This is a genomic window from Brevundimonas sp. EU05-FHT14B07, assembly GCF_058790795.1.
In genome coordinates this window covers 88,077-113,943 of the sequence record NZ_JBYTCZ010000002.1, presented here as the reverse complement: position 1 = coordinate 113,943, position 25,867 = coordinate 88,077, and the positions used below count along the sequence as shown (strand labels likewise).

At 64.9% G+C, this 25,867-nt stretch carries 19 protein-coding genes; 11 read left to right on the top strand and 8 right to left on the bottom strand.

Annotated elements, in window-relative coordinates; genetic code table 11:
- Window positions 1-3: 3 nt before the first annotated feature.
- The 5 genes from AC3WRC_RS04615 to AC3WRC_RS04595 form a co-directional block, all read right to left on the bottom strand.
- Complete coding sequence (locus AC3WRC_RS04615) at window positions 4-2,151, bottom strand: amylo-alpha-1,6-glucosidase (RefSeq protein ID WP_492303066.1); 2,148 nt, start codon at window positions 2,149-2,151, stop codon at window positions 4-6.
- Between the two features lie 148 nt (window positions 2,152-2,299).
- A complete protein-coding gene (locus AC3WRC_RS04610) occupies window positions 2,300-3,715 on the bottom strand; it encodes a pilus assembly protein TadG-related protein (protein ID WP_492303065.1) in 1,416 nt (471 codons plus the stop codon).
- A 117-nt stretch (window positions 3,716-3,832) separates the two neighbouring features.
- Window positions 3,833-4,945 (bottom strand): glycosyltransferase family 4 protein, encoded by a 1,113-nt coding sequence (locus tag AC3WRC_RS04605; protein ID WP_492303464.1) that lies wholly within the window; start codon window positions 4,943-4,945, stop codon window positions 3,833-3,835.
- 210 nt (window positions 4,946-5,155) lie between these two features.
- Window positions 5,156-6,232 carry a site-specific DNA-methyltransferase gene (locus tag AC3WRC_RS04600; protein WP_492303064.1) on the bottom strand — a complete coding sequence of 359 codons (1,077 nt, stop codon included), beginning with the start codon at window positions 6,230-6,232 and terminating at the stop codon, window positions 5,156-5,158.
- 120 nt (window positions 6,233-6,352) lie between these two features.
- On the bottom strand, window positions 6,353-8,440 hold the full coding sequence (locus tag AC3WRC_RS04595) for a catalase (RefSeq protein WP_492303063.1): 2,088 nt from the start codon (window positions 8,438-8,440) through the stop codon (window positions 6,353-6,355).
- Window positions 8,441-8,622: 182 nt separating this feature from the next.
- On the opposite strand from AC3WRC_RS04595, the gene murC reads away from it, so the two are divergent.
- The 9 genes from murC (at window position 8,623) to lpxC (ending at window position 22,079) form a co-directional block, all read left to right on the top strand.
- The gene (gene murC, locus AC3WRC_RS04590; RefSeq protein ID WP_492303062.1) at window positions 8,623-10,035 is read left to right on the top strand and encodes a UDP-N-acetylmuramate--L-alanine ligase; all 1,413 of its coding nucleotides are present in this window, start codon (window positions 8,623-8,625) and stop codon (window positions 10,033-10,035) included.
- Window positions 10,032-10,931 carry a UDP-N-acetylmuramate dehydrogenase gene (gene murB, locus AC3WRC_RS04585; RefSeq protein ID WP_492303061.1) on the top strand — a complete coding sequence of 300 codons (900 nt, stop codon included), beginning with the start codon at window positions 10,032-10,034 and terminating at the stop codon, window positions 10,929-10,931. Before murC ends, murB begins: the two co-directional genes overlap by 4 nt.
- 60 nt (window positions 10,932-10,991) lie before the next feature.
- Window positions 10,992-12,272, top strand: a complete 1,281-nt coding sequence (locus tag AC3WRC_RS04580; protein ID WP_492303060.1) for a hypothetical protein — start codon at window positions 10,992-10,994, stop codon at window positions 12,270-12,272.
- Window positions 12,273-12,340: 68 nt separating this feature from the next.
- On the top strand, window positions 12,341-13,282 hold the full coding sequence (locus tag AC3WRC_RS04575) for a D-alanine--D-alanine ligase (protein ID WP_492303059.1): 942 nt from the start codon (window positions 12,341-12,343) through the stop codon (window positions 13,280-13,282).
- Entirely contained in the window at window positions 13,270-14,157 is an 888-nt protein-coding gene (locus AC3WRC_RS04570; protein ID WP_426024153.1) for a cell division protein FtsQ/DivIB, read from the top strand. Before AC3WRC_RS04575 ends, AC3WRC_RS04570 begins: the two co-directional genes overlap by 13 nt.
- Before the next feature lie 55 nt (window positions 14,158-14,212).
- On the top strand, window positions 14,213-15,505 hold the full coding sequence (ftsA, locus tag AC3WRC_RS04565) for a cell division protein FtsA (RefSeq protein ID WP_492303058.1): 1,293 nt from the start codon (window positions 14,213-14,215) through the stop codon (window positions 15,503-15,505).
- Window positions 15,506-15,809: 304 nt separating this feature from the next.
- Window positions 15,810-19,175, top strand: a complete 3,366-nt coding sequence (locus AC3WRC_RS04560) for a TonB-dependent receptor domain-containing protein (RefSeq protein ID WP_492303057.1) — start codon at window positions 15,810-15,812, stop codon at window positions 19,173-19,175.
- Between the two features lie 231 nt (window positions 19,176-19,406).
- Window positions 19,407-20,993, top strand: coding sequence for a cell division protein FtsZ (gene ftsZ / locus AC3WRC_RS04555; RefSeq protein WP_492303056.1), 1,587 nt, complete (start codon window positions 19,407-19,409; stop codon window positions 20,991-20,993).
- A gap of 186 nt (window positions 20,994-21,179) precedes the next feature.
- A complete protein-coding gene (gene lpxC / locus AC3WRC_RS04550) occupies window positions 21,180-22,079 on the top strand; it encodes a UDP-3-O-acyl-N-acetylglucosamine deacetylase (protein ID WP_492303055.1) in 900 nt (299 codons plus the stop codon).
- Here lpxC and pgeF read toward each other — a convergent pair.
- The 3 genes from pgeF to lgt are packed head-to-tail and all read right to left on the bottom strand — an operon-like array spanning window position 22,076 to window position 24,817.
- Complete coding sequence (gene pgeF / locus AC3WRC_RS04545) at window positions 22,076-22,846, bottom strand: peptidoglycan editing factor PgeF (protein WP_492303054.1); 771 nt, start codon at window positions 22,844-22,846, stop codon at window positions 22,076-22,078. The two genes, lpxC and pgeF, sit on opposite strands and share 4 nt — an antisense overlap.
- A 13-nt stretch (window positions 22,847-22,859) precedes the next feature.
- Window positions 22,860-23,945 carry a class I SAM-dependent methyltransferase gene (locus AC3WRC_RS04540; protein WP_492303053.1) on the bottom strand — a complete coding sequence of 362 codons (1,086 nt, stop codon included), beginning with the start codon at window positions 23,943-23,945 and terminating at the stop codon, window positions 22,860-22,862.
- Window positions 23,942-24,817, bottom strand: a complete 876-nt coding sequence (lgt, locus tag AC3WRC_RS04535) for a prolipoprotein diacylglyceryl transferase (protein WP_295193837.1) — start codon at window positions 24,815-24,817, stop codon at window positions 23,942-23,944. The genes AC3WRC_RS04540 and lgt overlap by 4 nt, the downstream gene beginning before the upstream one ends.
- A gap of 173 nt (window positions 24,818-24,990) precedes the next feature.
- On the opposite strand from lgt, the gene AC3WRC_RS04530 reads away from it, so the two are divergent.
- Together AC3WRC_RS04530 and AC3WRC_RS04525 are read left to right on the top strand one after the other, a co-directional pair.
- Window positions 24,991-25,278: an accessory factor UbiK family protein gene (locus AC3WRC_RS04530; RefSeq protein WP_017504504.1), complete on the top strand. Its 288-nt coding sequence runs from the start codon at window positions 24,991-24,993 to the stop codon at window positions 25,276-25,278.
- A 73-nt stretch (window positions 25,279-25,351) separates the two neighbouring features.
- On the top strand, window positions 25,352-25,855 hold the full coding sequence (locus AC3WRC_RS04525; protein ID WP_017504503.1) for a type III secretion system chaperone family protein: 504 nt from the start codon (window positions 25,352-25,354) through the stop codon (window positions 25,853-25,855).
- Window positions 25,856-25,867 lie beyond the last annotated feature (12 nt).

Genomic DNA, 25,867 nt, shown 5'->3' with positions numbered 1-25,867 from the left:
CCCCTATCGCAACGTGCGGATCGAAACCTTGCCCTGCTTGTGATGCGGGATGACCACGGCGCGACCGTCGGCGTGCTGGATATTCAGATCGACAACGGCGCCGCCGACTTCCAGACCGGTGATCTTGAGACGGTCCAGACCGGCGGGCAGGACGGGGTCAGAGAGATCGACCGTCTCGGTCCAGGCGTCGATCGACAGGCCCAGGGTCGCCTGAAGCATCAGGAAGACCGATCCCGCCGCCCAGGCCTGAGGCAGACAGGCGACCGGATAGGCGATGGGCGGCTCGCCCGGCTCACGCGGGAAGCCGCAGAACAGTTCGGGCAGCCGCAGGTGGAAGTGGGCGGCCGCAGCGTAGATCTCGGCCAGGATTTGCGCGACCGCATCGCGCTCGCCGTAAGCCGCCATGCCGGCGGCGGCCATGGCGGTGTCGTGAGGCCAAACCGAGCCGTTGTGATAGCTCATCGGATTGAAGCGGGCCTGTCCGACCTCCAGCGTGCGGATGCCCCAGCCGGTGCGGAACTCGGCGGTCAGCAGGCGTTTTGTGACGCGCCTAGCGCGTTCCAGTGATGGCAGGCCGGTAAACAGCAGATGCCCTGCGTTGGAGGCGATGGCGCGACATTGCTGGCCGTCGCCATCGAGGGCTACAGCGTAGAAGCCCTCGTCCTCCATCCAGAACTTTTCCTCGACCAGAGAGCGGACCTGTTCGGCGCGCATACGCCATTCGGTCGTGCGGTCGTCGTGCAGACGCTCACCTAGATCACCCAGCGCTTTCCAGGCGGCGAAGGCGTAGCCCTGAACCTCCAGAAGCGCGATCGGACCCTTGGGGAAGCGGCCGTCGGCGTGGAAGATGGAATCCTCGGAGTCCTTCCAGCCCTGGTTGGACAGGCCCGTGTCGGCCCCACGCTGGTAGTCGATCAGGCCGTCATTGTTGCTGTCGCCATAGTCGCGCATCCAGTCGGCGGCCGCGATCAGATTGGGCCAGAGCGTGCGGATCAAATCCAGATCGCCGGTGCGGTTGGCGTAGGCGCCGGCCAAGGCCACGAAAAGACAGGTGGTGTCGACCCCGCCGTAATAGAGGCCGAACGGCACCTCATGCAGGGCGCTCATCTCGCCGCCGCGGGTTTCGTGCATGATCTTGCCGGGCTGGCTGTCTCGATAGAGCGACGTCTCGGTCGCCTGCCGCGAGGCCAGATAGGTCAGCACGCCCTTGGCCAGCGACGGATCCAGCCACAGCATTTGCCAGGCCGAGATGATGCCGTCGCGGCCGAACGGGGTCGAGAACCACGGCGTGCCCGCATAGGGATAGGGGCCGGTCGGCAGGTCTGTGGTCAACAGCGCCATGTCGGCGCGCGACTGGTCCAGCCAGTCGTTGAAGCGCGGGCTGCGCGGGCCGCGCACCGAGGCGCCGCGCCGGCGTTTGGCGCGCATGGCCAGGCGCGCCTGTATGGCGTTCTGTCGCCAACGGTCCGCGTCCGGTGTCTCGCAGGCGTCCACGCCGCACTCGATGAACAGGTCCAGCGAGCGGCCCTTCGGCAGGCTGAACATGAACTCGGCGCGCTGATGCGTCAGGCGCGCGGGCGGTTCGGAAAAGGCGATGCAGCTGGACCGGTCCACGTCGTCCAGGCCGGTGTAGCGGAAGGTGACGCGGCGGCCGTCGGTCGTCGGCGTGTGGATCGTCCCGCGCTTGGCTCGCGGCGTGCCGCGCACCTGGAAGATATCGAAGAAGTCCGCGCCGAAGTCGAAGGCCAGCGGCAGCAGGATGTCCTCCACCCCGTGGTTGACCATGCGGATGCGCTCGAACATCCGCCGGTTCCAAAGGAAACGCCGGCGCTCGATATGCAGGACACCGGCCGGAGCCGATCGACCGCCCATCGGGGGCAGGGGACGGTTGGTGGTGTGGCAGGAGAAGAAGACGTTGTCCTGGCTGACGCCGGACGACAGACGCGACGGCTTCAGCAGGCCTACCGTCATCGCCCAGCGCGACAGGACGCGGGTGTCGCCCGCGAACAGGCCGTCGGCGCCGCCCTTCATGTCGCCCCATCCGTCGGCGACCAGGAAGGTGTCGCCTTCCTTCAGCGCCATCAGGTGTTCGAGACCCGTGGCCTCGACCGATTCACCGGCGGTCAGTTGAGTGGAATAGGCGTCGTCCATGCGGTCTCTTCCCCGTCGTTGTGAGGCCTCGGCCGAACGTGTCGCACCCGAATGCGGCGCTCAGGGGCCGCTTGCAGACTTTAATGGGCAAGTCGCCGACGGGTTCAGGCGAACCTGTGCTTTTTCATCAACAGAGGCCGGGAGACCTTCATTTGATCAGTCGCACGACGCCGATGGACCGCGCGATGTCGCGGAAGGCGGCTTCCAGAGCGGCGCTGTCTTCTGCCAGGAAGGCATGGTCGGAATCGCTGGCGCAGGTCCTCAGCAAATTGCGCCCGTTCTGCGTGGGCACGTTCAGGCCGACGGTGAAGACCTCGATCTTGTTCGACTTGGCGTAGGTGCAGATCGAGTCGAGATCGGAATCCGTCGCCGCCAGCTCATTGGCTTTGACCGTGGCGACGTGCGCGCCGTCGGATGAGCGGTAGCGCAGGGTGTTCACGCCGTCGGTCATCAGCACCAGAATCTTGCGCGGCGTGCGGTTCGCCGGATCGTAGGCGCCGCCTTCCTGGAACGGCGCGGTAGGCGACAGCAGATTGATGCCCCAGATCAGGCCGGATGGAATGTGGGTTTCGGGTTTGTAGCCGCCGACATTGATGACGAGGTTCTTGATTGCGTTCAGGACGCCGGACTTGCTCTTGGACAAGGGGCTGACCGCATTCAGGCAGCTTTGGCCCGTCGTCAGAAAACCCTTGTAGGGCGTCGCCGGCGACTGGTCGTTCAGCCGCGTCGTGCCGACGTTGCGCGAATAGACGCAGCCGAACCACTTGTAGCTGACGTTGCAAGCATAGGGCGGGACGGTGACCGTCTTGACTACCTGATCCTTGTAGCATGTGCCGGTCTCGCTGACGCCGTCACGCACGGTAGTGCAAGGGTAGGGGGTGCCGCCGCTGTAGGTCGTCTTGGTCGTGCAGGTGCGCTCCTGGACATAGTCGTCGGGCACGGAAATCCACGGGGCCTTGCGATTGGCAATCCCGACGTTGACGTAGTCCGCATAGGGCACGACGCCGATTGAGACCTCGTCGCTCTCGGTCGCCATCAACTCGTTGACCAGCAGACTGGCCGAGCTCTTTAGCGCATCGATCCGCTTGATCGAGCGGCTGTCCTTTTCGCTCATCGACCAGGTGTTATCGAGCACAAGGACGGTCTCGATCTTTTGCGCCACGCCGCGCGTCGCCTCGGACAGGGCGTTGATGTCGAACTGTTTGACGCCGGCCAGACCCGCGAAGATGGGTTTGACCCCGCCCTTGAACGTCACCCTGACGATTTTGCCATCGACATATTGGGTGCCGGTCTTCCAGCCATCGATCAGTTGGCCGGTCTTCAGATTGGCCTCCAGATAGGGACCGCTGACCGCTTCCAGCTCCTTGACGGTCTGGGCGCGGGACGCCGCAGCCCCCAATGCTGCTGCATCAAGCGCCTCCTGCACCTGGTTCCTGACCGAGACATAGCGATTGATGTCGATGGCCAGGCCGACCATCAGTGTCAGGCCCATGGCGGACAGGGCGAAGAAGGTCGCAATGTTGCCTGCGGTATTCCGGCGCAGATCCGCCAGCCGCCGCCTCATCGCTGTCCATTGCATAGTGGTCGCCCCGATTTGGGACGACCGTAATGGATAAGCTTAACTTTTGGGTGAACGCCGTTACAAACTCACGATTGTGGCGGCGTCCCGACGGAGTTGGTTTCAGGCGGTTGCGGCGAAGCTGCGTTCTTCACGCGGACGCAACGGCGTGACCACGTCATCCAGCGCGGTTTCCGCGAACGGGCGGCGGGCCAGCAGATCGCCGTAGACGTCCAGATACCGGCGCGCCATGGCGGTGGCCGAGAACCGCAGATCAAACCGCGCGCGGATCGCCTCGCGGTCCAGCAGATGCGCGCGTCCGGCCGCGGCGATGGCCTGTTCCATCGTATCGACCAGGAAGCCGGTGGCGCCATCTTCGATGACCTCAGGCGTCGAGCCGCAGCGGAAGGCGATCACCGGCGTGCCGCAGGCCATGGCCTCGATCATCACCAAACCGAACGGCTCCGGCCAGTCGATAGGGAAGAGCAGGGCCTCGGCGCCGCCGAGGAAGGCGGACTTCTGGTGATCGCCGATCTCGCCGATGAACTCGATCAGCGGATTGCCCTCAACCAGTGGGCGAATCGTTTCTTCCCAATAGCGTTTGTCGGCGGCGTCCACCTTGGCGGCCATCTTCAAACGCATGCCCAGTTTGGTGGCGATCTCGATGGCGCGGTCGGGGCGCTTCTCGGGCGAGATGCGACCCAGGAAGGCCAGATAGCCCTCGGACTTCGGGGAGAAGATGTATTGTTCGCCGGGCATGCCGTGATGGACGGTGGCCTTCCAGTTGGCGAAATGCAGCGGCTTGCGCTGATCGTCGGAGATGGAGACCAGCCCAAACTCGCTCCAACGCGCATAGACGCCGGGCAGGTCCTTCATGTCCAGACGGCCGTGAAGGGTCGTCAAAGTCTTGTCCGCATATTTCTGGAACAGCGGGAAGTGGACCATGTCGGTATGGAAGTGGATGACGTCAAACTCGTCGGCGCGGTCCAGAACTTCGCCCAGCATCGACAGGTGAGCGGCGAGGTCGGATTTCAGCGGCGCCGGATCCAGACGGATGGCCTGATCGCGCACGGGCACCAGACGGGCCTTGGTCTGGGCGTCGGCGCTGGCGAACAGAGTCACGTCGTGGCCCAGATCGACCAGTGCGTCGGTCAGATGCGCCACCACACGCTCCGTGCCGCCGTACAACTTGGGAGGCACGGCCTCATACAGAGGGGTGATCTGCGCGATTTTCATGGTGATGTGCTCCGACACCGCATCCTGGCGGGCCGTTGACATCAATGTTCTCGCAACTGCGAAGTTCCATCGCAGTTGACTAATTTTTACATAGGTTTCGCGGGGTTACAGCGACGCTGACCCGTAATAAGTGTGCGAAATCGTACGTTTCAGCGACGCATTGTCAGCTAAGTGATTGATGCGGCTTATGCGACGCGCGGTCGCAGCGGCTCACATCGCGGCGCGAACTTCCGAGCGGAGGGCGTCGATGGATTTCAGCCCCTGGTCGGTCTTGAACCGCCAGTAGGTCCAGCCGTTGCAGGCCGGCGCATTCTCCAGCAGCGCGCCCAGCTTGTGGATCGAGCCGCTGAGCGAACCGTGAACCAGCGAACCGTCCGCACGAACACGCGCCTCACGCTCGCCCTTGGGGCAATAAAGGCGATCGCCGGGTTGCAGCAGACCGGCCTCGACCAGGGCGCCGAACGGCACCTTGGGCTCGGCGCGCTTGGAGCCGGTGACCATCAGGTCCTCGGGGCGGGCAGGGATGACCGAGGCGATGCGGGTTTCGGCGACCTGGGCATAGGTCTCGTCACGCTCGATGCCGATGTAATGGCGGCCGAGGCGTTTGGCGGCGGCGCCGGTGGTGCCGGTGCCAAAGAAGGGATCTAGGATTACGTCGCCGGGGCGCGTCGCCGACAGCAGGACGCGGTGCAACAGGGCTTCGGGCTTCTGGGTCGGATGGGCCTTCTTGCCGTCGGCGTCTTTGATCCGCTCCTCGCCCGTGCACAGGGCGAAGGTCCAGTCGGAGCGCATCTGGGTGTCTTCGTTGAAGGCCTTCAGCGCATCATAGTTGAAGGTGTAGCGCTTCTGATCTCGCGACTTGGCGGCCCAGATCAGGGTCTCATGGGCGTTGGTGAACCGGGTGCCCTTGAAGTTCGGCATCGGGTTGGACTTGCGCCAGATGATGTCGTTCAGCACCCAGAAGCCCAGATCCTGGATCGCCGATCCCAGGCGGAAGACGTTGTGGTAGCTGCCGATCACCCAGATCGAGCCCTCGGGCTTCAGGACGCGGCGGCATTCCGCCAGCCAGGCGCGGGTGAAGGCGTCATAGTCGGCGAAGCTGGCGAACTTGTCCCAGTCGTCATCGACCGCATCGACCTTGGAATTGTCGGGACGCAGCAGGTCGCCGCCCAGCTGCAGATTATAGGGCGGATCGGCGAAGACCATATCCACCGAGGCGTCAGGCAGGCCCTTCAACACCTCAATGCAGTCGCCACGGTGAATGACGTCGGTCTTCAGATCGGACATGGAACGCGGTCTCGCAACAATGAGACCGCTATGGTGAATCCTTACGGTTAAGGCAGTGTTGAAATCCGCCCGGTCCCGTCATCCCAGGCACAGGGCCTGGGATGACGAAAGGTGGGGCGATCAGGCCAGCATGCGCACCTTGGGCTCGCGATCCCACTGGCGGGTGCGGGCGGGGGCGAGGAAGCCTTTGGCGTCATTGGACAGATCGATCACGCCGGCGTCCGGCTCGACGCCCGCCTTGTCCAGCAGGGGCTGGGCCTCGGGGGTGTGGCCGATGGCCTTGAGGTGACCGAAGGCGTCCTTGGCGAAATCGACTGCGGCGCCTTCTTTAAGAATTTGGGCGCAGCCGTCCTCGGACAGGATGATCGCCACCGCATCGAACAGGACCGACGGGCTGCCGGCCAGTTGACCGTCTGCCGCCAGCGTCTTGCCGTCCTTCAGCTTTGCGCCGCCGATCTTGGGCGCGACGATGAAGACCGAGCCGCCGTCGCCTTCAACCGCCGCCTTCACGGCGTCGATTACCTCGCCATCCGAACCGTCGGCGACCAGGATGGCGACCTTCCGGCCCTTCAGGGTGTCGGGGTATTTGCCGACGATGCGCAAGGCAGGCGAGGCGTCCAGATCGATGGGCGCCACACCGGGGTCGGACGCCTTGGGCAGGGGCAGGTTCAGGCCGTCGGCGACGCGCTGGGCCAGCGTCTCATCGACATTCTGCAGATTGGCCAAAACGCGCTCGCGGACGTGAGCGAGCGACACCTTGGACAGTTCGAAGACGATGGCGCTGGCCAAGTGGGCCTGTTCAATCTCGGTCTGGGAGCGGAAGAACAGCCGCGCCTGACTGTAGTGGTCGGCGAAGCTTTCGGCGCGCAGGCGGACCTTTTCGCCCTCGACCGGGATGGGCGCGGTACGGAAACCGCCCTTGGGATCTTGGCGCGGGCCGCCGTCCTCGCCCGCTTCGGACAGGCTGTTGGGCTCATAGTTGGCGCGGCCCTTGGGCACGGCCATCTGCATATGACCGTCACGCTGGAAGTTCTGGAAGGGGCAGCCCTTGGCCTGGTTGATCGGGATCTGGTGAAAGTTGACCGTGCCCAAGCGCGAAAGCTGGGTGTCCTGATAGGAGAACAGCCGGCCCTGCAGCAGGGGGTCTTCCGAAAAATCGATGCCCGGCACGATGTTGGTCGGCAGGAAGGCGACCTGTTCCGTCTCGGCGAAGAAGTTGTCCGGGTTGCGATCCAGCACCATCCGCCCGATCACCTGGATCGGATAATCCTCCTCCGGCACCAGCTTGGTGGCGTCCAGAATGTCGAAGGGCAGGGCGTCGGCCTGGTCCTGGGTGAACAGTTGCACGCCGAACTCCCATTCGGGGAAGTCGCCCTGGTCGATGGCTTCATACAGGTCGCGGCGGTGATAGTCGGGATCGGCGCCGGCGATCTTTACCGCCTCGTCCCAGCAGGTGGACTGCGTGCCCAGCTTCGGCCGCCAGTGGAACTTGACCAGCGTCGCCTCGCCCTCGGCGTTCAGCAGGCGGAAGGTGTTGACGCCGAAACCTTCCATCATGCGCAGGCTGCGCGGGATGCCGCGATCCGACATGGCCCACATGACCATATGCATGCTCTCGGGCATCAGGCCGATGAAGTCCCAGAAGGTGTCGTGGGCGCTGGCCGCCTGGGGATAGCCCTTGTCGGCCTCCATCTTCACCGAATGGATCAGGTCCGGGAACTTGATCGCGTCTTGGATGAAGAAGACGGGGATGTTGTTGCCGACCAGGTCCCAGTTGCCCTCGGTCGTGTAGAATTTGACCGCAAAGCCGCGCACGTCGCGCGGCGTATCGACCGAGCCCGCGCCGCCAGCGACGGTCGAGAAGCGGGCGAACAGCTCGGTCTTCTTGCCCACCTCGGTCAGGATCTTGGCCGTGGTGAACTCCGACAGACTGTCGGTCAGTTCGAAAAAGCCGTGGGCGGCCGAGCCGCGGGCATGGACGATCCGCTCCGGGATACGCTCGTGGTCGAAATGCTGGATCTTCTCGCGAAGGATGAAGTCTTCCAACAGGGTCGAGCCGCGCGGGCCGGCCTTGAGAGAGTTCTGATTGTCGCTGATCGGCGTCCCGTGATTTGTGGTCAGGCGGGTCTCAGGCGTCGAGGCGGTCTGGTGCACCTCGCCGGCGGCGCCGATTGTCGGCCCGCCGGCCGGCTTTGCGTTCTTGGCCATCTTGGGAGTCCTCTGGAGCAGCGGCGCAAGCGGGAGCCGCGCGCGTTCCCGAAGACAACCCGGTGGAGGCGCAATAGTTCTGTGCGAGTTCGCGCACAGCCGCGACCGATCGTCCCTAGAAAAGTTCGCTCCGTATGCGGCGCGCCCTTCGCAGGAGGCGAGGCGGCGTTTATGAGGCGAAAATGATCGCACGCCTTCGCCCCGTCCCGTTCGACCTCGGTCCCGTTCATTTCGTCGGCATCGGCGGCATCGGCATGAGCGGCATCGCCGAGATCATGCTGAAGATCGGCTATTCGGTGCAGGGCTCTGACGCCAAGGCCAGCGCCAATACCGAACGGCTGGAACAGCTGGGCGCCAAGATCTTCATCGGCCACGACGCCGCCCATGTGGGCGAGGGCGTTTCAGCGGTGGTCTATTCGACGGCGGTCAAGGCCGACAATCCCGAGATGAAGGCGGCCCGCGAGCGTCGCATCCCGCTGGTGCGCCGGGCGGAGATGCTGGCCGAGCTTATGCGGCTGCAGTTCTCGATCGCGGTGGGCGGCACGCACGGCAAGACGACGACGACCTCGATGGTGGCGGCCCTGCTGGATGCGGCGGGCCTGGATCCAACCGTGGTCAACGGCGGCATCATCAACGCCTACGGCACCAACGCAAAGGTCGGCGACGGCGACTGGATCGTGGTGGAGGCGGACGAGTCGGACGGCAGCTTCCTGCGCCTGAAATCGACGGTGGCCATCGTCACCAATATCGATCCCGAACATCTGGACCACTACGGCGACTTCGACGGGGTGCGGAAGGCGTTCGTGGACTTCGTCGAGAACATCCCCTTCTATGGGTTCGCCGCAGTCTGTCTGGACCATCCCGAAGTGCAGAAGCTGGTCGCGGCCATCGATAACCGACGGCTCGTGACCTACGGCGTCAATCCGCAGGCCATGGTGCGGGCCGACAATGTCGAGATGGGGCCGGACGGCTGCCGCTTCGACGTGGTCATCCAGAATGGCGAAACCCATGTGATCTCGGGCGTCCATCTGCCGATGGCCGGCTGGCACAATGTGTCGAACGCTTTGGCCGCCATCGCCGTGGCGCGCGAACTGGACGTGTCGGACGACGCGATCCGCGCGGGCCTTGCCGGCTTCGGCGGGGTCAAGCGGCGCTTCACCACGACGGGCGTCGTGGGCGGCGTCCGCATCGTCGACGACTATGGCCACCACCCGGTCGAGATCGCCGCCGTGCTGAAGGCCGCGCGTCAGGTGACGGACGGTCGGGTCATCGCCGTAGTTCAGCCGCACCGCTATACGCGTCTGCGCGATCTGATGGACGAGTTCTCGACCTGCTTCTCGGACGCCGACAGCGTGATCGTCGCCGACGTCTATCCCGCCGGCGAACAACCGATCGAAGGCGTGGACAAGCACGCCCTGGCCGACGGGGTTCGCCGCTACGGCCATCGTCACGTCCAGGCCCTGGAGAACGCCGCTGTCCTGCCACGCCTGATCAAGGATGAGGCCAAATCCGGCGACGTTGTCGTGCTGCTGGGCGCCGGCGATATCACCAGCTGGGCCTATGGCCTGCCGGCGCAGCTGGAGGCTCTGGCGTGAACGGTCTGCCCGAGGTGCGCGGCAAGCTGCTGCGGAACGAGCCGCTGGCGCCCTATACCTGGTTCCGCGTAGGCGGCGCGGCCGAGGCCCTGTTCATTCCGGCGGACGCCGAGGATCTGGCGGACTTCCTGAAGGCGCTGGACCCGTCCGTGCCGGTGACGGTTCTGGGCGTTGGATCGAACGTCATCGTCCGTGACGGCGGGGTCGAGGGCGTGGTGATCCGCTTGGCGGGCCGCCCGTGGGCGCAGGTCACGACGGACGGCGACACAGTCACGGCCGGCGCGGGCGCGCTGGACTCGATGGTCGCCAAGGCCAGCGCCAGGGCGGGAATCGCCGGGCTTGAATTCTACGCCGGCATTCCGGGCACGATCGGCGGAGCCCTGACCATGAACGCCGGCTGCTATGGCTCCGAAACCAAGGACGTGCTGATTTCGGCCTGGGGGCTGACGCAGGCGGGCGAGCGGGTCGATTACGCTCTGGCCGACTTCGGCTACACCTATCGCCATTCCCGGGCGCCGGCCGACATCATCTGGATCGAGGCGACCTATCGCGGCACGGCCGACGAACCCGAGGCGGTGGCGGCCCGGATCTCCGAGATCACAAGCCGTCGCGAGACCACCCAGCCAATCCGTGAGAAAACGGGCGGCTCGACGTTCAAGAACCCCGAGGGCCATTCGTCGTGGAAGCTGGTGGATGAGGCCGGCTGGCGCGGCAAGCTGCACACCGAAACCGGCGGTGGTGCCATGTTCAGCGAACTGCACTCCAACTTCATGATCAATCCCGGCGAGGCGACAGCCGCCGACATTGAAGGCCTGGGCGAGGCGGTTCGCGCCGATGTCTTGGCCAAGACCGGCGTTCAGCTGGAGTGGGAAATCAAGCGGATTGGCCGACGCTGATCGGCGGTTGCGCAAGGACATGCCGCACGTTAGGTGAGGATTTCTCGGGGGAGAAATCAGATGAAGCGTATCGCAGCCGTCGTCGGCCTTCTGGCCATGGCCGCAGAACCGGCCCACGCCCAACTCGTCACCCGCACGGCGGTCGGTCCTGCGCTTGAGGGCGGCCAAAACCGGATCGATCTGACGCGGTCCAGCGCTGGGTACACCTATTTCAACCGCGCGGGCGCCGATCTGGCGCAGCACGACGCCGCGTTGAACGGGTGTCTGGCCGAGGCCTCGCGGATGACGCAGCCTGATGACAACAGCGCCGCCGCAGCCGGTGCGGCCGGTGGTCTGCTGGGCATGTTGGTGGTCGGCGTCATCCAGGGCGCGATGAACGGGATGCACGAGCGCAGAGGCGTCGCCGCCAACGTCGAAAACTGCATGGTCGTGAACGGTTGGCGTGTCGTTCGACTGGACGAGACCGACGGTAAGGCGCTGGACGCGCTGGAGCAGGCGGAACTTCACGCCGCCCTGGCGGACCACGTCGGCGCCGACCAGCCGAAGGGGGAGATCGTTCGCATCTATGACAACGACGCTTTGCGCGGCGAAACGGTGCTGGTCGGAAAATCAGGCGATCTGGATAAGGCGTCGTTGAGCCTTCAGGCCTTGCCGCCGCAAAGCACCACGCCGCCGGCCGCCCGTAAAGGCCCGCAGGCCCCGCGCACCGCGCGTCCGCCGCGCGCGCTAAAGCCAGAGGACGTCGCCGTGGCGTCCGGGGACGCTCTCGTCACCGTGCGTCTGACCGGCATGGCGGAGCAGGGCGGCCGCACGCTGTTCTTTACCCGCCAGGGGCCTGCGCCCGATATTCAGCCCTGGGAGCAGGACGGTCGTCCGGCGCTGTTCGCCGTCGCTCTGCCAACGCGCGGCGCGGTGCGCGGCGATCGCACGCGGGCCGTGACCCAGACCTTTTCCGTGCCGCCCGGTCGCTGGCGTCTGAGCGCGGTCAATGTCGGTCAGTACATCACCCATTTCTGCCTGGGGAACTCCGGGTTCGAGGCGCGCGACGGCGAGGCGGTCTATGCTGGCGCGTTCGACCTGTCGGGCGAGCAGTTGCGGCCGGACATGACCGTTCGTGACGATCTGTTGGCGCCGACATCGCCGGCCGCGGCAGCCGGTGTGCGTCACCGTGCGGCGGAGTGGTCTTATGGCGACAAGGAACAGTGTCAGGGCGCATATCTTTACGCCCTTGACCTGACGCCGCCATCCGAGACTGTCGTTGAGGCGGCTGCGCCTCAAGTCTCGGGTGTGGATGACCCGGTCGTCTTGGTCGAAAAGCCGGCGTCATCAACACTTCAGTGACTTCTCGACGGTTTGGTTGACGGGCTGTTAACGACCTGCGCGGCATCCAGACGGTTCTGGAGCCGCCCATGACCCGCCCCTTCGCATCCCTTCATGTCGCCGTCCTGATGGGCGGCCTTTCCGCCGAGCGGGAGGTTTCCCTCTCTTCGGGCGAGCAGTGCGCGCAGGCGCTGGAGCGGCAGGGCGTACGCGTCAGCCGCGTGGACGCCGGGCGGGATCTGGCCAATGTGCTGTCCGGCCTGATCAAGCCGGACGTCGTGCTGAACTGCTTGCACGGCGCCTGGGGCGAAGACGGCTGCGTTCAGGGCGTGCTGGAAACTTTGCGGATTCCCTACACGCATTCCGGCGTGCTGGCCTCGGCCCTGGCGATGGACAAGGACAAGTCCAAGGCCGTGCTGCGGGCGGCGGGCATCAAGGTGCCGGGCGGCGGTCTTTACGATCGTCACGAGGTCGCCAGCCGTCACGTCATCGACCCGCCCTATGTGGTCAAGCCGAATGCCGAAGGCTCGTCGGTCGGCGTCTTCCTGGTGCGCGAAGGCGCCAACCGTCCGGTTTCCGAAGTGGGCGAGCCGGGCTGGGCTTACGGCGAGCAGGTCGTCGTCGAGCCCTATATCGCCGGCAAGGAGCTGTGCGTCACCGTGCTGGGCGAACCGGCCGGGCCGCGCGCCCTGACGGTCACCGACATCACCCCGACCAAGGGCTTCTACGACTACGAGGCCAAATATGCGCCGGGCGGATCGGTGCACGTCCTGCCGGCCGTCCTGCCGCCGCACGTGTTCGACAAGGCGCTGCGTCAGGCCGAGGCGGCGCACGTGGCCATGGGGTGCCGCGGCGTGTCGCGATCCGACTTCCGTTATGATGATGTTAAGGACGATCTGGTCCTGTTGGAGGTCAATACCCAGCCCGGAATGACCCCGACTTCGCTCGCGCCCGAGCAGGCGGCCTACACCGGGATGAGCTACGACGATCTGGTTCGGTGGATGGTGGAGGACGCCTCATGCCCGCGGTAGTTCGCGGCGGTCGGCGACAGAGTTCTAATCAGGCTCCCCAACGCGGCGCGGCTCCCAAAGGGGGAGGGCGGTCGCGTGGCGGGGCCAAGAACGCGTCCGCCATTCCCGGCAAGATGGCCGCCATCGGCCGTGTCGATATTTCCCCCCGCACCGCCGTGATCGCCCTAGGCGCCGGCGCGCTGCTGCTGGTCGGGGTGCTGGCCACAGGCGCGCGGGCCGAACGGATCGGCGCGTCCGTCTCGCACGGGGTCGACAATCTGACGGCCGGAATGGGTCTGACGCTGAAGCGGGTGCACATCACCGGCGCCTCGCCCGAGGCCGAACCGGCGATCCAGCAGGCCTTGGGTCTCTACTCCGGCCAGCCGATCACCAGCCTGGATCTGGACGCCATTCGTACGCGGGTTCAGGGCGTGGGCTGGGTCAAGGAGGCGCGCGTGGTGCGCTTGCTCCCCGACACCCTGATCGTCGAGGTCAAGGAACACGACCGTCTCGCCGTCTGGCAGGAGGCCGGCCAGATCAAGGTCATCGATGCGCGGGGCCAGGTCATCGACGGGGCCGATGCGCGCCGATATCCGACCCTGCCGCTGGTCGTGGGCAAGGGCGCCGATGTGGCGGCTGGCGAGATTCTGCCCCTGCTGGCCCAGCGTCCGCGTCTGATGGGAATGGTGGACGCCCTGGTGCGCGTGGACGAACGCCGCTGGGACCTTCGCCTCAAGGACGGCAGCCTGATCCAGCTGCCCGCCACCGAACAGGAGGCGGCCCTGATCCGCCTCGATGCGCTGGACCAGCGCGAACGCCTGCTCGACCTGGGCTTCGCCCGCGTCGATCTCAGAACCCCGGACGAGGTCGCCGTGCGACCCACCGGCGACGCTTAGGATACCGAAGATCATGACGAAGCAACGCGGCGCGGCGAACGATCAGAGTCGGGGCATGGATCCTCGCGCCGGTCGCGCCCCCGGGATTGCGGCGCTGGACATCGGCCAGTCCAAGGTTTCGTGCTTCATCATGAAGCCCGACGGCGTGCGCCACGCCGACCGCACCATCCGCGTCGCGGGCGCCAGCCACGTCCAGTCCAAGGGCGTGAAGGGTGGGGCGATCATCAATATGGACGAGGCCGCCCAGGCCATCGGCCACGCCGTCGAACGCGCCGAGCGCGCGGCCCAGAGCCCGGTTTCCGGCGTCGTCGTCACAACCGCCATCGGCCAGATGGCCAGCCACCGGGTGCAGGCGCGCGTCTCGCTGGGCGCCAATCCGGTCGGCGACGCCGATCTGGCGCGCGCCATCGGCATGGCCCTGGCTCAGATCCGCCTGCCCAACCGCCGCCCGATCCACGTTCTGCCCATCGCCTGGTCGGTCGACGGCGCGCGCGGCGTCCATGATCCGCGCGCCATGCGCGGCGGCTCGCTGGGGCTGGACCTGCTGGTCGTCTCCATGGCCGAGAACGTCTTCACGACCCTGAGCCACTGTCTGGAGCTGGCCCACCTGGACCTGCAGGGCGTGGCCGCTGCGCCTGTCGTCTCGTCGCTCGCTGCGCTGGAAGAAGACGAGATGGACCTGGGCGCCGTCTGCATCGACATGGGTGGCGGCTCGACCAGCGCTGCCGTCTGGGGCGGTCGGTCGCTGCTGCATATCGAAAGCCTGAACGTCGGCGGCGACCATGTGACATCCGACATCGCGCGAGGCCTGTCGACGTCCAAGGCGGGCGCCGAGCGGCTGAAGACTTTGCACGGCTCGGCCATGGCCAGCGCCAACGAGGACCGCGAAATGCTGGAGGCCCCGCCGCGCGGCGAGGACGCCTCGGCCGGCCCCGTCATCGTCCCGCGCGCCATGCTGAAGACCGTCATCGCGCCTCGCGTCGAGGAAACCCTCGAACTGCTCCGTGATCGGCTGAAAAATGCCGGCGTCGGCCTGGAGCCCGGCGCGGGCCTCGTTCTGACCGGCGGGGCCAGTCAGCTAAACGGCGTGCGCGAACTGGCGGTGCGCGTCTTCGACCGTCCTGTCCGCCTCGGAAAACCCCAACGGGCGCCACATTTGGCCGACGCCGCCTCCGGCCCCGCTTTCTGCGCCACGGCCGGCGTCCTCCTCCGCGCCGCCTACGGCCCGCGTGAAGCGGTCTCGGCGCGGAAGCTGATGGCGCGGCAAATCACGGCTGCGGATGCGCCGCGCGTCCACCGTGGCAACGTGGTGGGCCGTGTGGCCGGCTGGCTGCGCGACAACCTCTGAATGCGGCGTATTTTCGGCTCGTATCAGACGATCCAAGCATGCCCAAATGGCAACAAAAATACCCTTGAGATCCGAAATATAGCCATAAAAATCGCCTATAGAGGTATGTGACGCAACAATTTACCAGAGCGGCTAGTCGGAACCGCCTTCTAGGGTAACATAACCCTGTGTCTTGGCTGCTACACCGACGTTATGTCGTGTCTGAAATGTGTCAGAAACGTTTGAGAGCTGCCTCAATTGCGTTACGAGAATTTTATGATCTCGCGTCCGTCTTGAGGGCGAGCTGACATATTGGGGACAATGAATGATTATGAACCGCCGATATCTGTTTGGGACTACGGTCCTCGCCGGCATTCTGGCGAGCACCGCCGCCATGGCGCAGAGCCAGGCGCCCGCCTCGACTTCGCAGGATGAGGAAGCGGCCACCGTCTCGGAAGTCGTCGTTACAGGCTCTCGTATTCGGCGCGATCCAACCACGGTCGCCGCGCCTATTATCCAGGTCCAGCGCGAGCAACTGCTCGAAACCGGCCTGCCCACTGTGATCGATTACCTCGCGACGATCCCGGCGTTGTCAAACTCGCTCGTTCCTTCGGACACCACCGGAACAGGCCTGAATGACGGCGGTCTCGAGTTCGCCAACCTGCGCTCTTTGGGCAGCGGCCGGACGCTGACCCTGATTGATGGGCGTCGTCATGTCGGTTCGCAAGCGGGCGTGCTTTCTGTGGACGTGTCCACCATCCCGCGCCTGTTGATCAATAACATTGAGATTATCACTGGTGGTGCGTCGTCGGTGTATGGCGCAGACGCTGTCTCCGGCGTTATCAACTATACTCTCCGTCGTGATTACGAGGGTTTGGAGATTGACGCGAACTACGGTCAGTTGACCGAGGGTGGTGATGCCGCCACGCGTCGGGTCTCGGCGTTGGCTGGCGTCAACTTGTTGGACGATCGTCTGAATCTTTACGCTTTCGGTGAATACGAGAAGGCTGACGAGGTTCGCTCGGATCAGATCGACTGGCTGCGTCGCAGCCGAATCGCTCTGGGCATCGACGCTGATCCGACCAATCCGGCGATTGGTCCGGCATCCGACGGCATCATCGATACGGGCGAGTTCTTCAACGTGCGTCGACTGGATCGGCCGTTGTGGGGAACGACAACGCTTGCCAACATGCAGCGACCCAGCCAGTTCAATGATCCTGATGTCCCCGTCGCCGCGTGCCGCAGCTTCTCAACATCGTCGAACTGTTTCAACGTAGATCCGTCTTACACATACTGGTTTGACGGCACGACAGCGCGTCTGGCCAACTTCGGTCAGCGGGTCGGCGTAACGGGCGCGAACCGTCCGTACAATATCGGTGGTGACGGCGAGCCCGTAAACATCACGGCGTTCGACGCCTTGACTCGCTTCCCAGATCAGGAAGCTCAGCGCTATCAAGTTGGCGCAAACTTCAAGTTCAGCGATAATATTCGAGGAACGCTTGAAGCCAAATATACGACCGAAGATGCATACGACCAAGGTCAGTATTCGTTCTGGGACATCTATATCGTCGACGCGTCGCTGGGTGCTGGTACGGGTACTACGACCACCCCAGGTTTGATCTCGGGCTCGTCCACCTTCAGCACGCGTACGGACAACGCTTTCCTGCCGGCTAACCTGCGAGACGCCATTCGAGGCAACACTTTCACCTCTTATGGAGATCCCACCAACACGACCGCCGGCGCGACGCTTGGCACCGTCAATGCGCCGATCGCGCTTCACCGCGGTTTCGGCATTCCCCGCACCCAGACCAACAATCGTGAAGTGCAGCGATATGTCGCTGCGCTGGAAGGCGACTACGACCGTTTGGGCTTCATCAACAACGTCAACTGGGGTCTGTCCTACGTCTACGGTGAAATGAAGAATCTCAACGTAGAGACGGGACCGGATGCGATCCGTTTCGGCCATGCCATGGATTCCGTGGTAGATACTGCAGGTCTGGTGAACGGCCGTCCCGGCGAGATCGTCTGCCGCGTCCGATTGCTGAATGCGCAAGGCCTTCCGATCACCGAGCAGAACCCGTTCACGACAGCGACCACCTATGCCAACCCGTCGTCCAATCCTGAGGTCGCAGGCTGCGTGCCGCTGAACGTATTCGGCGCAGGCAACCAGTCGGCTGCCGCAATCGATTACATTTCCGCCTTTGTTCGCGTGCAGGAAAAGAACATTCAGGAAAGCGCGGTCGCCACGTTCGGCGGCGAGCTAGGAGATTTCTGGGGCGCTGGTCCGATCGGCTTCTCGTTGGGCGCCGAATATCGCCGTGAATACACCGAAGGTATCGGTCGCGATCGCGACACCGCAGGCCGTGTTCTGCAGCTCAACACCGGAGCGGACTTCACCGGCGCTGAATATGAAACCAAAGAGGCGTTCGCCGAAGTTGCTATTCCGCTGTTCAAAGATAGTGCGCTTGGCGAGTTCGCAGAGCTCAGCGGCTCTTATCGGTATTTTGACTATACGACCGCTGGGACAGGCGACGTTTACGGGGTGAGCCTCGTTTATCGCCCGATCCGCGATATCATGTTCAAAACGAGCTACAACACGTCGTTCCGTGCACCGAACCTGACGGAGAACTTCCGCCCGTTCTCGCAGACGTTCGTCAACAACTTCTCGGATCCTTGCGACACCCGTGTCATCGCGGCGTTCGCCGGAGACAACGCCACTGAAATTCGTGCTAACCGCATCGCGAACTGCACGGCCTTGGCCTCTCAGCGTGGGCTCACCTACGACTTTGGTCAGACGACCACGACGATCAACGACGACTACCGCCCAACTTACAGCGGTGGTATTGCCAGCTCGTTGGGCGGGAATCCTGCGCTGCGTCCTGAAACCTCCAAGTCCTTCACCTTCTCGACCATTCTGCGCCCTCGGTTTGTTCCGAACTTCTCGCTGGTGCTCGATTACTATGAGATCGTAATCGACGATGTGATTGTGACCCCTGGCGGCCAAGCGATTGCTGAGGCCTGCGTCAACGGTCCCAATCTCGACCCCGTCACTTGCGCGCTGGTTCGTCGCAACAATCCGAACGCCAACGTTGATCCGTACAACGTCTTCAAGGTTGGTGCGCCGACCGGAGATCCCATCGGCGGCTTTATCCTGCAATCGCTAAACTTTGCGAAGCTGGAGACCCGCGGACTGGACATCAGCGCGACCTATGGGTTCGAAACCCAGGATGTGTTTGGCGTTAACTTTGGTCGCTTTGACTACACTATGAACGCCCTGTGGCTGATTGAGCAGAAGCAGTTCACCAGCCTTGTGAACCCCAACTTCTTCTCCGACCTGACCACCGGAGTGTTCTATCCGCGTATGGAAGGCGTCTCCCGCCTGACCTGGTCGCCTAATCGCAACTTCTCCGTGACTTGGAACGCCGACTGGATGGCTTCTCAGGATTTGGTCAAGACGCGTGATGTGATCACTAGCGGCAATGCTGATGGTCAACCGACCGATTGGTACACCACAGGTAACTTTGTCCGGCATGACTTCACCGTCCGTTACAATGTCAATGACAAGGTCGTCCTGAGAGGCGGTGTTACAAACGCGTTCGATGCGGAACCGCCGCTGTACCTCGGGTTCGCATCGACCTTCGATCCGTATGGCCGACGCTACTTTGTCGGTCTGAACTACCGGCTCTTCTAGGCGAAGCTTGTGGACGGAAAGGGCGGCTCGAAAGAGCCGCCCTTTTTCGTTCTCGACAACAAAACTCCAGTAACGCTTTCGGTTTGGGGTGTTCTTCGGTCCGACTCACATTATCGCCGTAACCTTCTCTTAACCTTCATGGGCGCAATCCTTAACGCGCTCATAACCAAAGCGATTCGGCGGGGCGGTCGGTTGGTTTGAAGGGGCGGGTCAGCAGGTCGGAAACAGAAAATGTCGCTCTCATTGGTCAAGCCGCAACACACTGAACTGAAGCCCCGCATCGTCGTGTTCGGCGTCGGCGGCGCCGGCGGCAACGCCGTGAACAATATGATCGACGCCGGCCTCGAAGGGGTCGAGTTCGTCGTGGCCAACACCGACGCGCAGCACCTCAGCTTCGCCAAGACGGATCGCCGCATCCAGCTGGGCGAGACCATCACCCAAGGCCTGGGCGCCGGCGCCCACCCCGAAGTCGGCATGAACGCCGCCGAGGAATCCGCCGACGAAATCCATCAGCACCTGGAAGGTGCGCACATGGTCTTCATTACGTGCGGCATGGGCGGCGGCACCGGCACCGGCGCGGCGCCGGTCATCGCCAAATGCGCGCGAGATCGCGGCATCCTGACCGTCGGCGTGGTGACCAAGCCCTTCACCTTCGAAGGGCGTCACCGCATGCGTCTGGCCGACGCCGGCGTCGCAGAGCTGCAACGCTATGTCGACACCCTGATCGTCATCCCGAACCAGAACCTGTTCCGCGTCGCCAACGAACGCACGACCTTCGCCGACGCCTTCGGTATGGCCGACCAGGTTCTGCACTCGGGCGTGCGTTCGATCACCGACCTGATGATCCTGCCGGGCCTGATCAACCTGGACTTCGCCGACGTGCGCGCCGTCATGTCCGAGATGGGCAAGGCGATGATGGGCACGGGCGAGGCCACGGGCGACGACCGCGCCCTGCTGGCGGCCCAGAACGCCATCGCCAACCCGCTGCTGGACGAGACCAGCCTGAAGGGCGCCAAGGCCGTGCTGGTGAACATCACCGGCGGTCTGGACATGACTCTGCTGGAAGTCGACGAAGCCGCCAACGCCATCAGCGCGGAAGTGGACGGCGACGCAAACATCATCTTCGGCGCCGCCTTCGACCCGGCCCTGGATGGCAAGATCCGTGTCTCGGTCGTCGCGACCGGCATGGACGAGGGCGAAGTGCGTCGCATCGAACCCATCGCCCCGCCAGCCGCCAGCGCGCCGCTGGCTGGTCATGACGCTCGCCGCTCAGCTGGCGGCCTCTACGGCACGCAAGCCTCCCGCGCGCCGGAACCGACCCGCGACGCTTACCGCGAGCCGGTTCGCGCGGAAGCCCCGCGCGCGCCTGAGCCCCGTATCGAGGCGGCGCCGGTCGTGCCGACCTTTCAGGCCCCTGCCGCTCGCGAACCGGAACCGCGCCCCGAGCCTGTGATCCGCGTCGCCGAGCCGCAACCGCGCGCTCTGGACCCGATCGTCGATCCTTGGGTCGAGGAATATGAAACCCGAGCGCCTGCGCCGCGCGTCGCGCCGCAAGGCGATCTCTATGAGCGCGCCGCGCCTGCGGCCCAGCAGCCTCAGGCCGACGAGGGTTACGACGACCGTGACCACCGCCGCAGCGGCTGGAGCCTGTTTGGTCGCGGCAAGCGCACCCAGCCGCAGCACGACATGTCCTATGCGCCGCAATCGTCGCATCAGGCGCGCTCTTCGGCTCAACCGGTCCAACATCAAGAACCGGAGGCGGGACAGGCCGATGACGACCTGGAAATCCCATCCTTTCTCCGCCGTCTGGCCAACTAAACGTCCCAAATGACGATGAAACGCCCCGGAGCCCGCCTCCGGGGCGTTTCTCGTTCTCGGATGTGTCTCAGACCGAAACAATCCGAAACCGGACTTTGATTTCGCGCTTGCGGCATGACCGCTAGATGAAACGCAGGGCGCAATCCGCACGGCGTGCGGCGCGCAAAGGAAAGAGCGAGTTCAGGTTTGTCGGTCAGAAGCGACCATCACGAACGCACCATCGTCGCCCCGGCCATCATCGCCGGGGTCGGGGTGCACACCGGCCGCCGGGTGCGGATGGCGGTTCGGCCTGCGCCGTCGGGCACGGGCATCGTCTTCGTGCGCACCGACATCACCGACCGCGACAACCGCATTCCGGTGTCGGGCGAGGCCGTCGTTGACGCCCGCCTGAACACCATGATCGAGAACGGCGCGGGCGTTCGCCTTTCGACGATCGAGCATCTGATGGCCGCCTTCGCCGCCCTGGGCGTGTCGAACGCTGTCGTCGAGGTCGACGGACCGGAGCTGCCGATCCTGGACGGTTCGGCGCTGGAGTTCGTGAAGCTGCTGGACCGGGCCGGTTTCCGACCGCAGCCGACGCCGCAGCGCTACATCGAGATCCTGGAAACGGTCCATGTCGTCGAGGGTGACAAGCATGCAGCCCTGATGCCGTGCGACCGCTACGAGATGCGGTTCGAGATCGACTTCCCGTCGGCCGTGATCGGCAATCAGGTGATCGACTTCGTCGTGGACGAACCGACCTTCCGCAAGGAGATCATGGCCTGCCGCACCTTCGGTTTCGCCCATGAGGTCGAGGCATTGCGCAAGGCGGGTCTGGCGCGCGGCGGCTCGCTGGAGAACGCCGTGGTCATCGACGGCGACGAGATTTTGAATCCCGGCGGCCTGCGCATGGAACGCGAGTTCGTCCGTCACAAGGCGCTGGACGCCATCGGCGACCTGTATGTCCTGGGCGCGCCGCTGCTGGGTCGCTACGAAGGCTACAAGGCCGGTCACGCCCTGAACAACAAGCTGGTCCGCGCCCTGTTGGCCGCCCCCCACGCCTGGCGTGAAGTGACCCGCGTGCCGGAGCTGGCGCGCGCGGGCTAAGCCCCGATCACCGCAATCAATCGACCGAAGTCCGGCTCGCCGTGCTGGAAGGCGCGGCGGTTCGAATAGAACCGCTCTGCGTCCGCGCAGGTGTCGTGGCCGGTCCAGACGGCCTGGCCGACCCCCGCCTGCTGCAGCCGCCACAGGACAAAGCCGGGCAGGTCGAACTGGCGTTTGTCGTCGGACTCTCCGGGGTGGAAGAAGCGGTCGCTGCCAGGATCGTGGTGGGTGAAGCGATCTTCGAAATCGACGCCGACCTCATAGCTGGCGGGGGCGATGCAAGGGCCGACGACGGCCAGGGTGCGGCGCGGATCGGCGCCCAGGGCCTGCATGGCGGCCACGGCGGAATGGACTACTCCTCCCAAAGCGCCCTTCCAGCCGGCGTGGACGGCCGCGACGATGCGCGTCTCGGGATCGGCCATCAGAATGGGCGCGCAGTCGGCGGTCAGGACCGAACAGAGCAGGCCGGGCTCGGCGGTGACGACGGCGTCGCCCTCGGGGCGGTCGCCATGCCAGGGGCCTTCCGCCACGCGAGCGACGGCGGAATGGATCTGGTAGCAGCCGTTCAGATGATCGGCGTCGGCATTGAAATGAGCCGCGACGCGCCGGCGGTTTTCGGCGACGGCGGCGGGATCGTCCTTGGAGCCGACGCCGGCGTTCAGGCCTTCGTAGATGCCGGTCGAGACGCCGCCCGCGCGGGTGAAGAAGCCGTGGGCGATGCCGGCGGCGGTCAGAAGCGGGTGGGTGAGGGGGGCCAGATCGCTCATGCCCCTACCTATATCAGGCGTCCCAGCCGGGGACGACCAGGGATCGGGGGGCGAAGATGGCGGCGGCCTTGAATAGGGTTCCCATCTGGTCGTCGCCGGTCAGCCGATCCAGCTGGCGCGCGATGACGCCCGAGGCGGCGGGGCGGCCGGCTTTCAGCGCCTCGGCGCGGGCCTCGATGCCCAGCCGGCGCAGAAACTCGCCCTGGGGCAGGCTGCCGGTGACGTCGGCGCCCGTGCGAACGGCCGCTTCCAGCACCATTGGGAAGTCGGCCCATTGGGTCAGGTCGGCTTCGCCAGGCGTGGCGAGCGGATCGACCTTCTGGTGACGACGCAAGGCCTGGAGCGTGTCGCCGGCTTCTGGGCGGGCGCGGCCGTAGTCGATCAGCAGGGCGGCGCCCGAGGCGGCCTTCATCAGCAGGCCGAGGTCGCGGCCGAAGATCGCCTGCTGGTCCGAAATTTCTAGGATGCCGCCCGGCGCGATCTCGAAGTCCGGCTTTTGAAAGCCGCCGGAAATGGCGGTCAGGCCGAACATCAGGTCGCCATCGTCTGTGACGCCGATGCGGCGCTCGGCCCAGCCGCCGTCGGTGCGGACGAACTGACGGGCGGGCATGCAGTCCAGCACCTCATTGGCGATCAGGATGACCGGGGTGTCGGTCTCGATCGCCGTCAGGCTGCGGACCCAGCGCGGCGACAGGTCGGCGCCGGCCAAGGCCTTGGCCTGGAGGTCGCGCAAGGGGGCGCTGGGTTCGATCAGGATCAGATCGCAGGCTTCGAGAAAGCCCGGGACCAGGCGGGCGGCGCGCAATGCGTCGCTCATCAACGTGCCGTCGCCGGGGCCGACCTCGACAAGGCGGAACCGCTCGGGCGCGCCCAGCCGGTTCCAGGTTTCGACCGCCCACAGGCCGATCAGTTCGCCGAACATCTGGCTGACCAGAGGGGCGGTGATGAAGTCGCCACGCGCGCCCAAATCTGGACGAGACGCATAGTAGCCGCCCTTGGGATCGTGCAGGCAGCGGGTTACGTAGTCGGCGACCGTCATCGGGCCCGTCAGGGCGATCTCGCGCGCCAAACGGGCCTTGAGGGTTTCGGTCTCGCTCATGCCTCAGCGGCAGCCGGCGGGCGCTTCCATGCGCGCCAGATCAGCCAGGCGCCGACCAGGATCATCGGGATCGACAGCATCATTCCCATGGTCAGGCCGAACGGGAAATCCGGCATGCCGATATCCGGCTCGCGCACATTCTCCAGCGCCGCACGGCAGACGCCATAACCGACCAGGAACAGGCCGGTGATATAGCCGGGCTTCTTCAGCAGGCCGAACTTCCAGATGGCAATGGAAAGGACGGAGAAGAGGACGATCCCCTCTAGGCCTGCCTCATAGAGCTGGCTGGGGTGGCGGGGCGCATCGCCAGCGGGGCAGAAGCCGTACATCTGTTCGATGCGGGCGTTGCAGAAGCGCACGGCCCAGGGGACGGTCGTCTCGCGGCCCCACAGCTCGCCATTGATGAAGTTGGCCAGGCGACCGAACATCAGGCCGATCGGCACGACGGGCGCGACCAGATCGCCGAGGCGCAGCATGTTGATCTTCTGCGACCGGGCATAGAGGACGATGGCCAGGCAGACGCCCAGGAAGCCGCCGTGGAAGCTCATGCCGCCGGTCCACAGCTGGAACAGTTCGAACCGCTCGCCCAGCGTCTGGCCGGTGAACAGCTGGCCGTACATGGCCGGCTTGTAGAAGAGGGCGTAGCCCAAGCGGCCGCCCAGGATGATGCCCAGCACGATCCACAGAACCAGATCGTCCAGTTGCGTCGTGGTGACGGGCGGCTTGCCGGGCGCCCACAGCCTTTGAGTCTTGGCCAGGCGCGCGGCGTACCACCAGCCCAGCACGATGCCGGCGACATAGGCCAGAGCGTACCAGCGGATCGGAAGCGGTCCGAGGTGGATCAGGACCGGATCGAATTCGGGAAAGGGCAAGGGGCGTTCCTGTGCGGGACTGTCTTTGACAGTGGTTTAGCAAGCGTCGCCGCCGTCGTCGCCTGTGAAGACGCATCACGACGCCTTGATGGCGCCCGCGAAGCAGCAGAAAGAAAGGTTTCGTTCACCATAGTCGGTGAACCTTCGTTAACGACGTTGAGGTCGGAGCCGCCATGCAGACCCGCAATCCCATTCTGGACGAGTTCGCCAAGCTGACGACCGGCGCCATGGGCCTGGCCCAGGCCGCAGGCGAAGAGGCCAAGACCGCCTGGCGCGCCCAAGCTGACCGGATCGCCGCCGAAATGGACCTGGTCCGTCGCGACGAGTTTGATGTTCTGAAGGACGAGATCGCGGCTCTGCGGGCTGAGATCGCAGAGCTGAAGGCCGCCCAAAAGCCGGCTGCAAAGCCCGTGAAGGGAACGTCCACAGATGGAACTCAACCCGGGGACGCAGCCGGTTGAGCCGAATCTGCGAACAGGCTTACCGTTCTGTTAACGCCCGCGATTCTCGCGGACGCAGCGTGAAAGACACTTGATGGACATCGCCCGGCCCGAGGAAGTGGACGTGCCCTTCGACCCGCTTGAGGTCGTCGAGCATGTGCTCACGGCCGAGAATCTTCCGTTTGACCGCACCGACGACGGCGACCTCGCCTTTGCTCTGGCCGGAGACTGGAAGGATTATGAACTGTGGTTCGCCTGGCGTCCCGAGGGCGACTGTCTTCAGCTGTGCTGTGCGCTGGATCTGAAGGTGGCAAAGAGCCGCAAGACGGCGGCCTATGAACTCGTCGGCCTGATCAACCAGCGCACCTGGATGGGTCATTTCGAGGTCTGGGCGGAAGACGGGGAGATCGTCTTCCGTCATTCGCTGGCCTTGCCGATGGGTGAGCGTCCGACCCTGGCCCAGGCGGCGTCGATGATTGACGCGGCCATCGAGGCTTCGGATCGCTACTACCCCGCCTTCGACTTCATGGTGCGTGGGAACAAGAAGCCGCAAGAGGCGATCGACGCCTGCCTGTTCGAGACCGTCGGCACCGCCTGATGCCAAGCGCGG

Excerpts from the sequence above, each read along its gene's own strand:
- AC3WRC_RS04615 (WP_492303066.1), bottom strand. The coding sequence starts at position 2,151 with ATGGACGACGCCTATTCCACTCAACTGACCGCCGGTGAATCGGTCGAG.
- AC3WRC_RS04610 (WP_492303065.1), bottom strand. The coding sequence starts at position 3,715 with ATGAGGCGGCGGCTGGCGGATCTGCGCCGGAATACCGCAGGCAACATT.
- AC3WRC_RS04605 (WP_492303464.1), bottom strand. The coding sequence starts at position 4,945 with ATGAAAATCGCGCAGATCACCCCTCTGTATGAGGCCGTGCCTCCCAAG.
- AC3WRC_RS04600 (WP_492303064.1), bottom strand. The coding sequence starts at position 6,232 with ATGTCCGATCTGAAGACCGACGTCATTCACCGTGGCGACTGCATTGAG.
- AC3WRC_RS04595 (WP_492303063.1), bottom strand. The coding sequence starts at position 8,440 with ATGGCCAAGAACGCAAAGCCGGCCGGCGGGCCGACAATCGGCGCCGCC.
- murC (WP_492303062.1), top strand. The coding sequence starts at position 8,623 with ATGATCGCACGCCTTCGCCCCGTCCCGTTCGACCTCGGTCCCGTTCAT.
- AC3WRC_RS04580 (WP_492303060.1), top strand. The coding sequence starts at position 10,992 with ATGAAGCGTATCGCAGCCGTCGTCGGCCTTCTGGCCATGGCCGCAGAA.
- AC3WRC_RS04575 (WP_492303059.1), top strand. The coding sequence starts at position 12,341 with ATGACCCGCCCCTTCGCATCCCTTCATGTCGCCGTCCTGATGGGCGGC.
- AC3WRC_RS04570 (WP_426024153.1), top strand. The coding sequence starts at position 13,270 with ATGCCCGCGGTAGTTCGCGGCGGTCGGCGACAGAGTTCTAATCAGGCT.
- ftsA (WP_492303058.1), top strand. The coding sequence starts at position 14,213 with ATGGATCCTCGCGCCGGTCGCGCCCCCGGGATTGCGGCGCTGGACATC.
- AC3WRC_RS04560 (WP_492303057.1), top strand. The coding sequence starts at position 15,810 with ATGATTATGAACCGCCGATATCTGTTTGGGACTACGGTCCTCGCCGGC.
- ftsZ (WP_492303056.1), top strand. The coding sequence starts at position 19,407 with ATGTCGCTCTCATTGGTCAAGCCGCAACACACTGAACTGAAGCCCCGC.
- pgeF (WP_492303054.1), bottom strand. The coding sequence starts at position 22,846 with ATGAGCGATCTGGCCCCCCTCACCCACCCGCTTCTGACCGCCGCCGGC.
- AC3WRC_RS04540 (WP_492303053.1), bottom strand. The coding sequence starts at position 23,945 with ATGAGCGAGACCGAAACCCTCAAGGCCCGTTTGGCGCGCGAGATCGCC.
- AC3WRC_RS04530 (WP_017504504.1), top strand. The coding sequence starts at position 24,991 with ATGCAGACCCGCAATCCCATTCTGGACGAGTTCGCCAAGCTGACGACC.
- AC3WRC_RS04525 (WP_017504503.1), top strand. The coding sequence starts at position 25,352 with ATGGACATCGCCCGGCCCGAGGAAGTGGACGTGCCCTTCGACCCGCTT.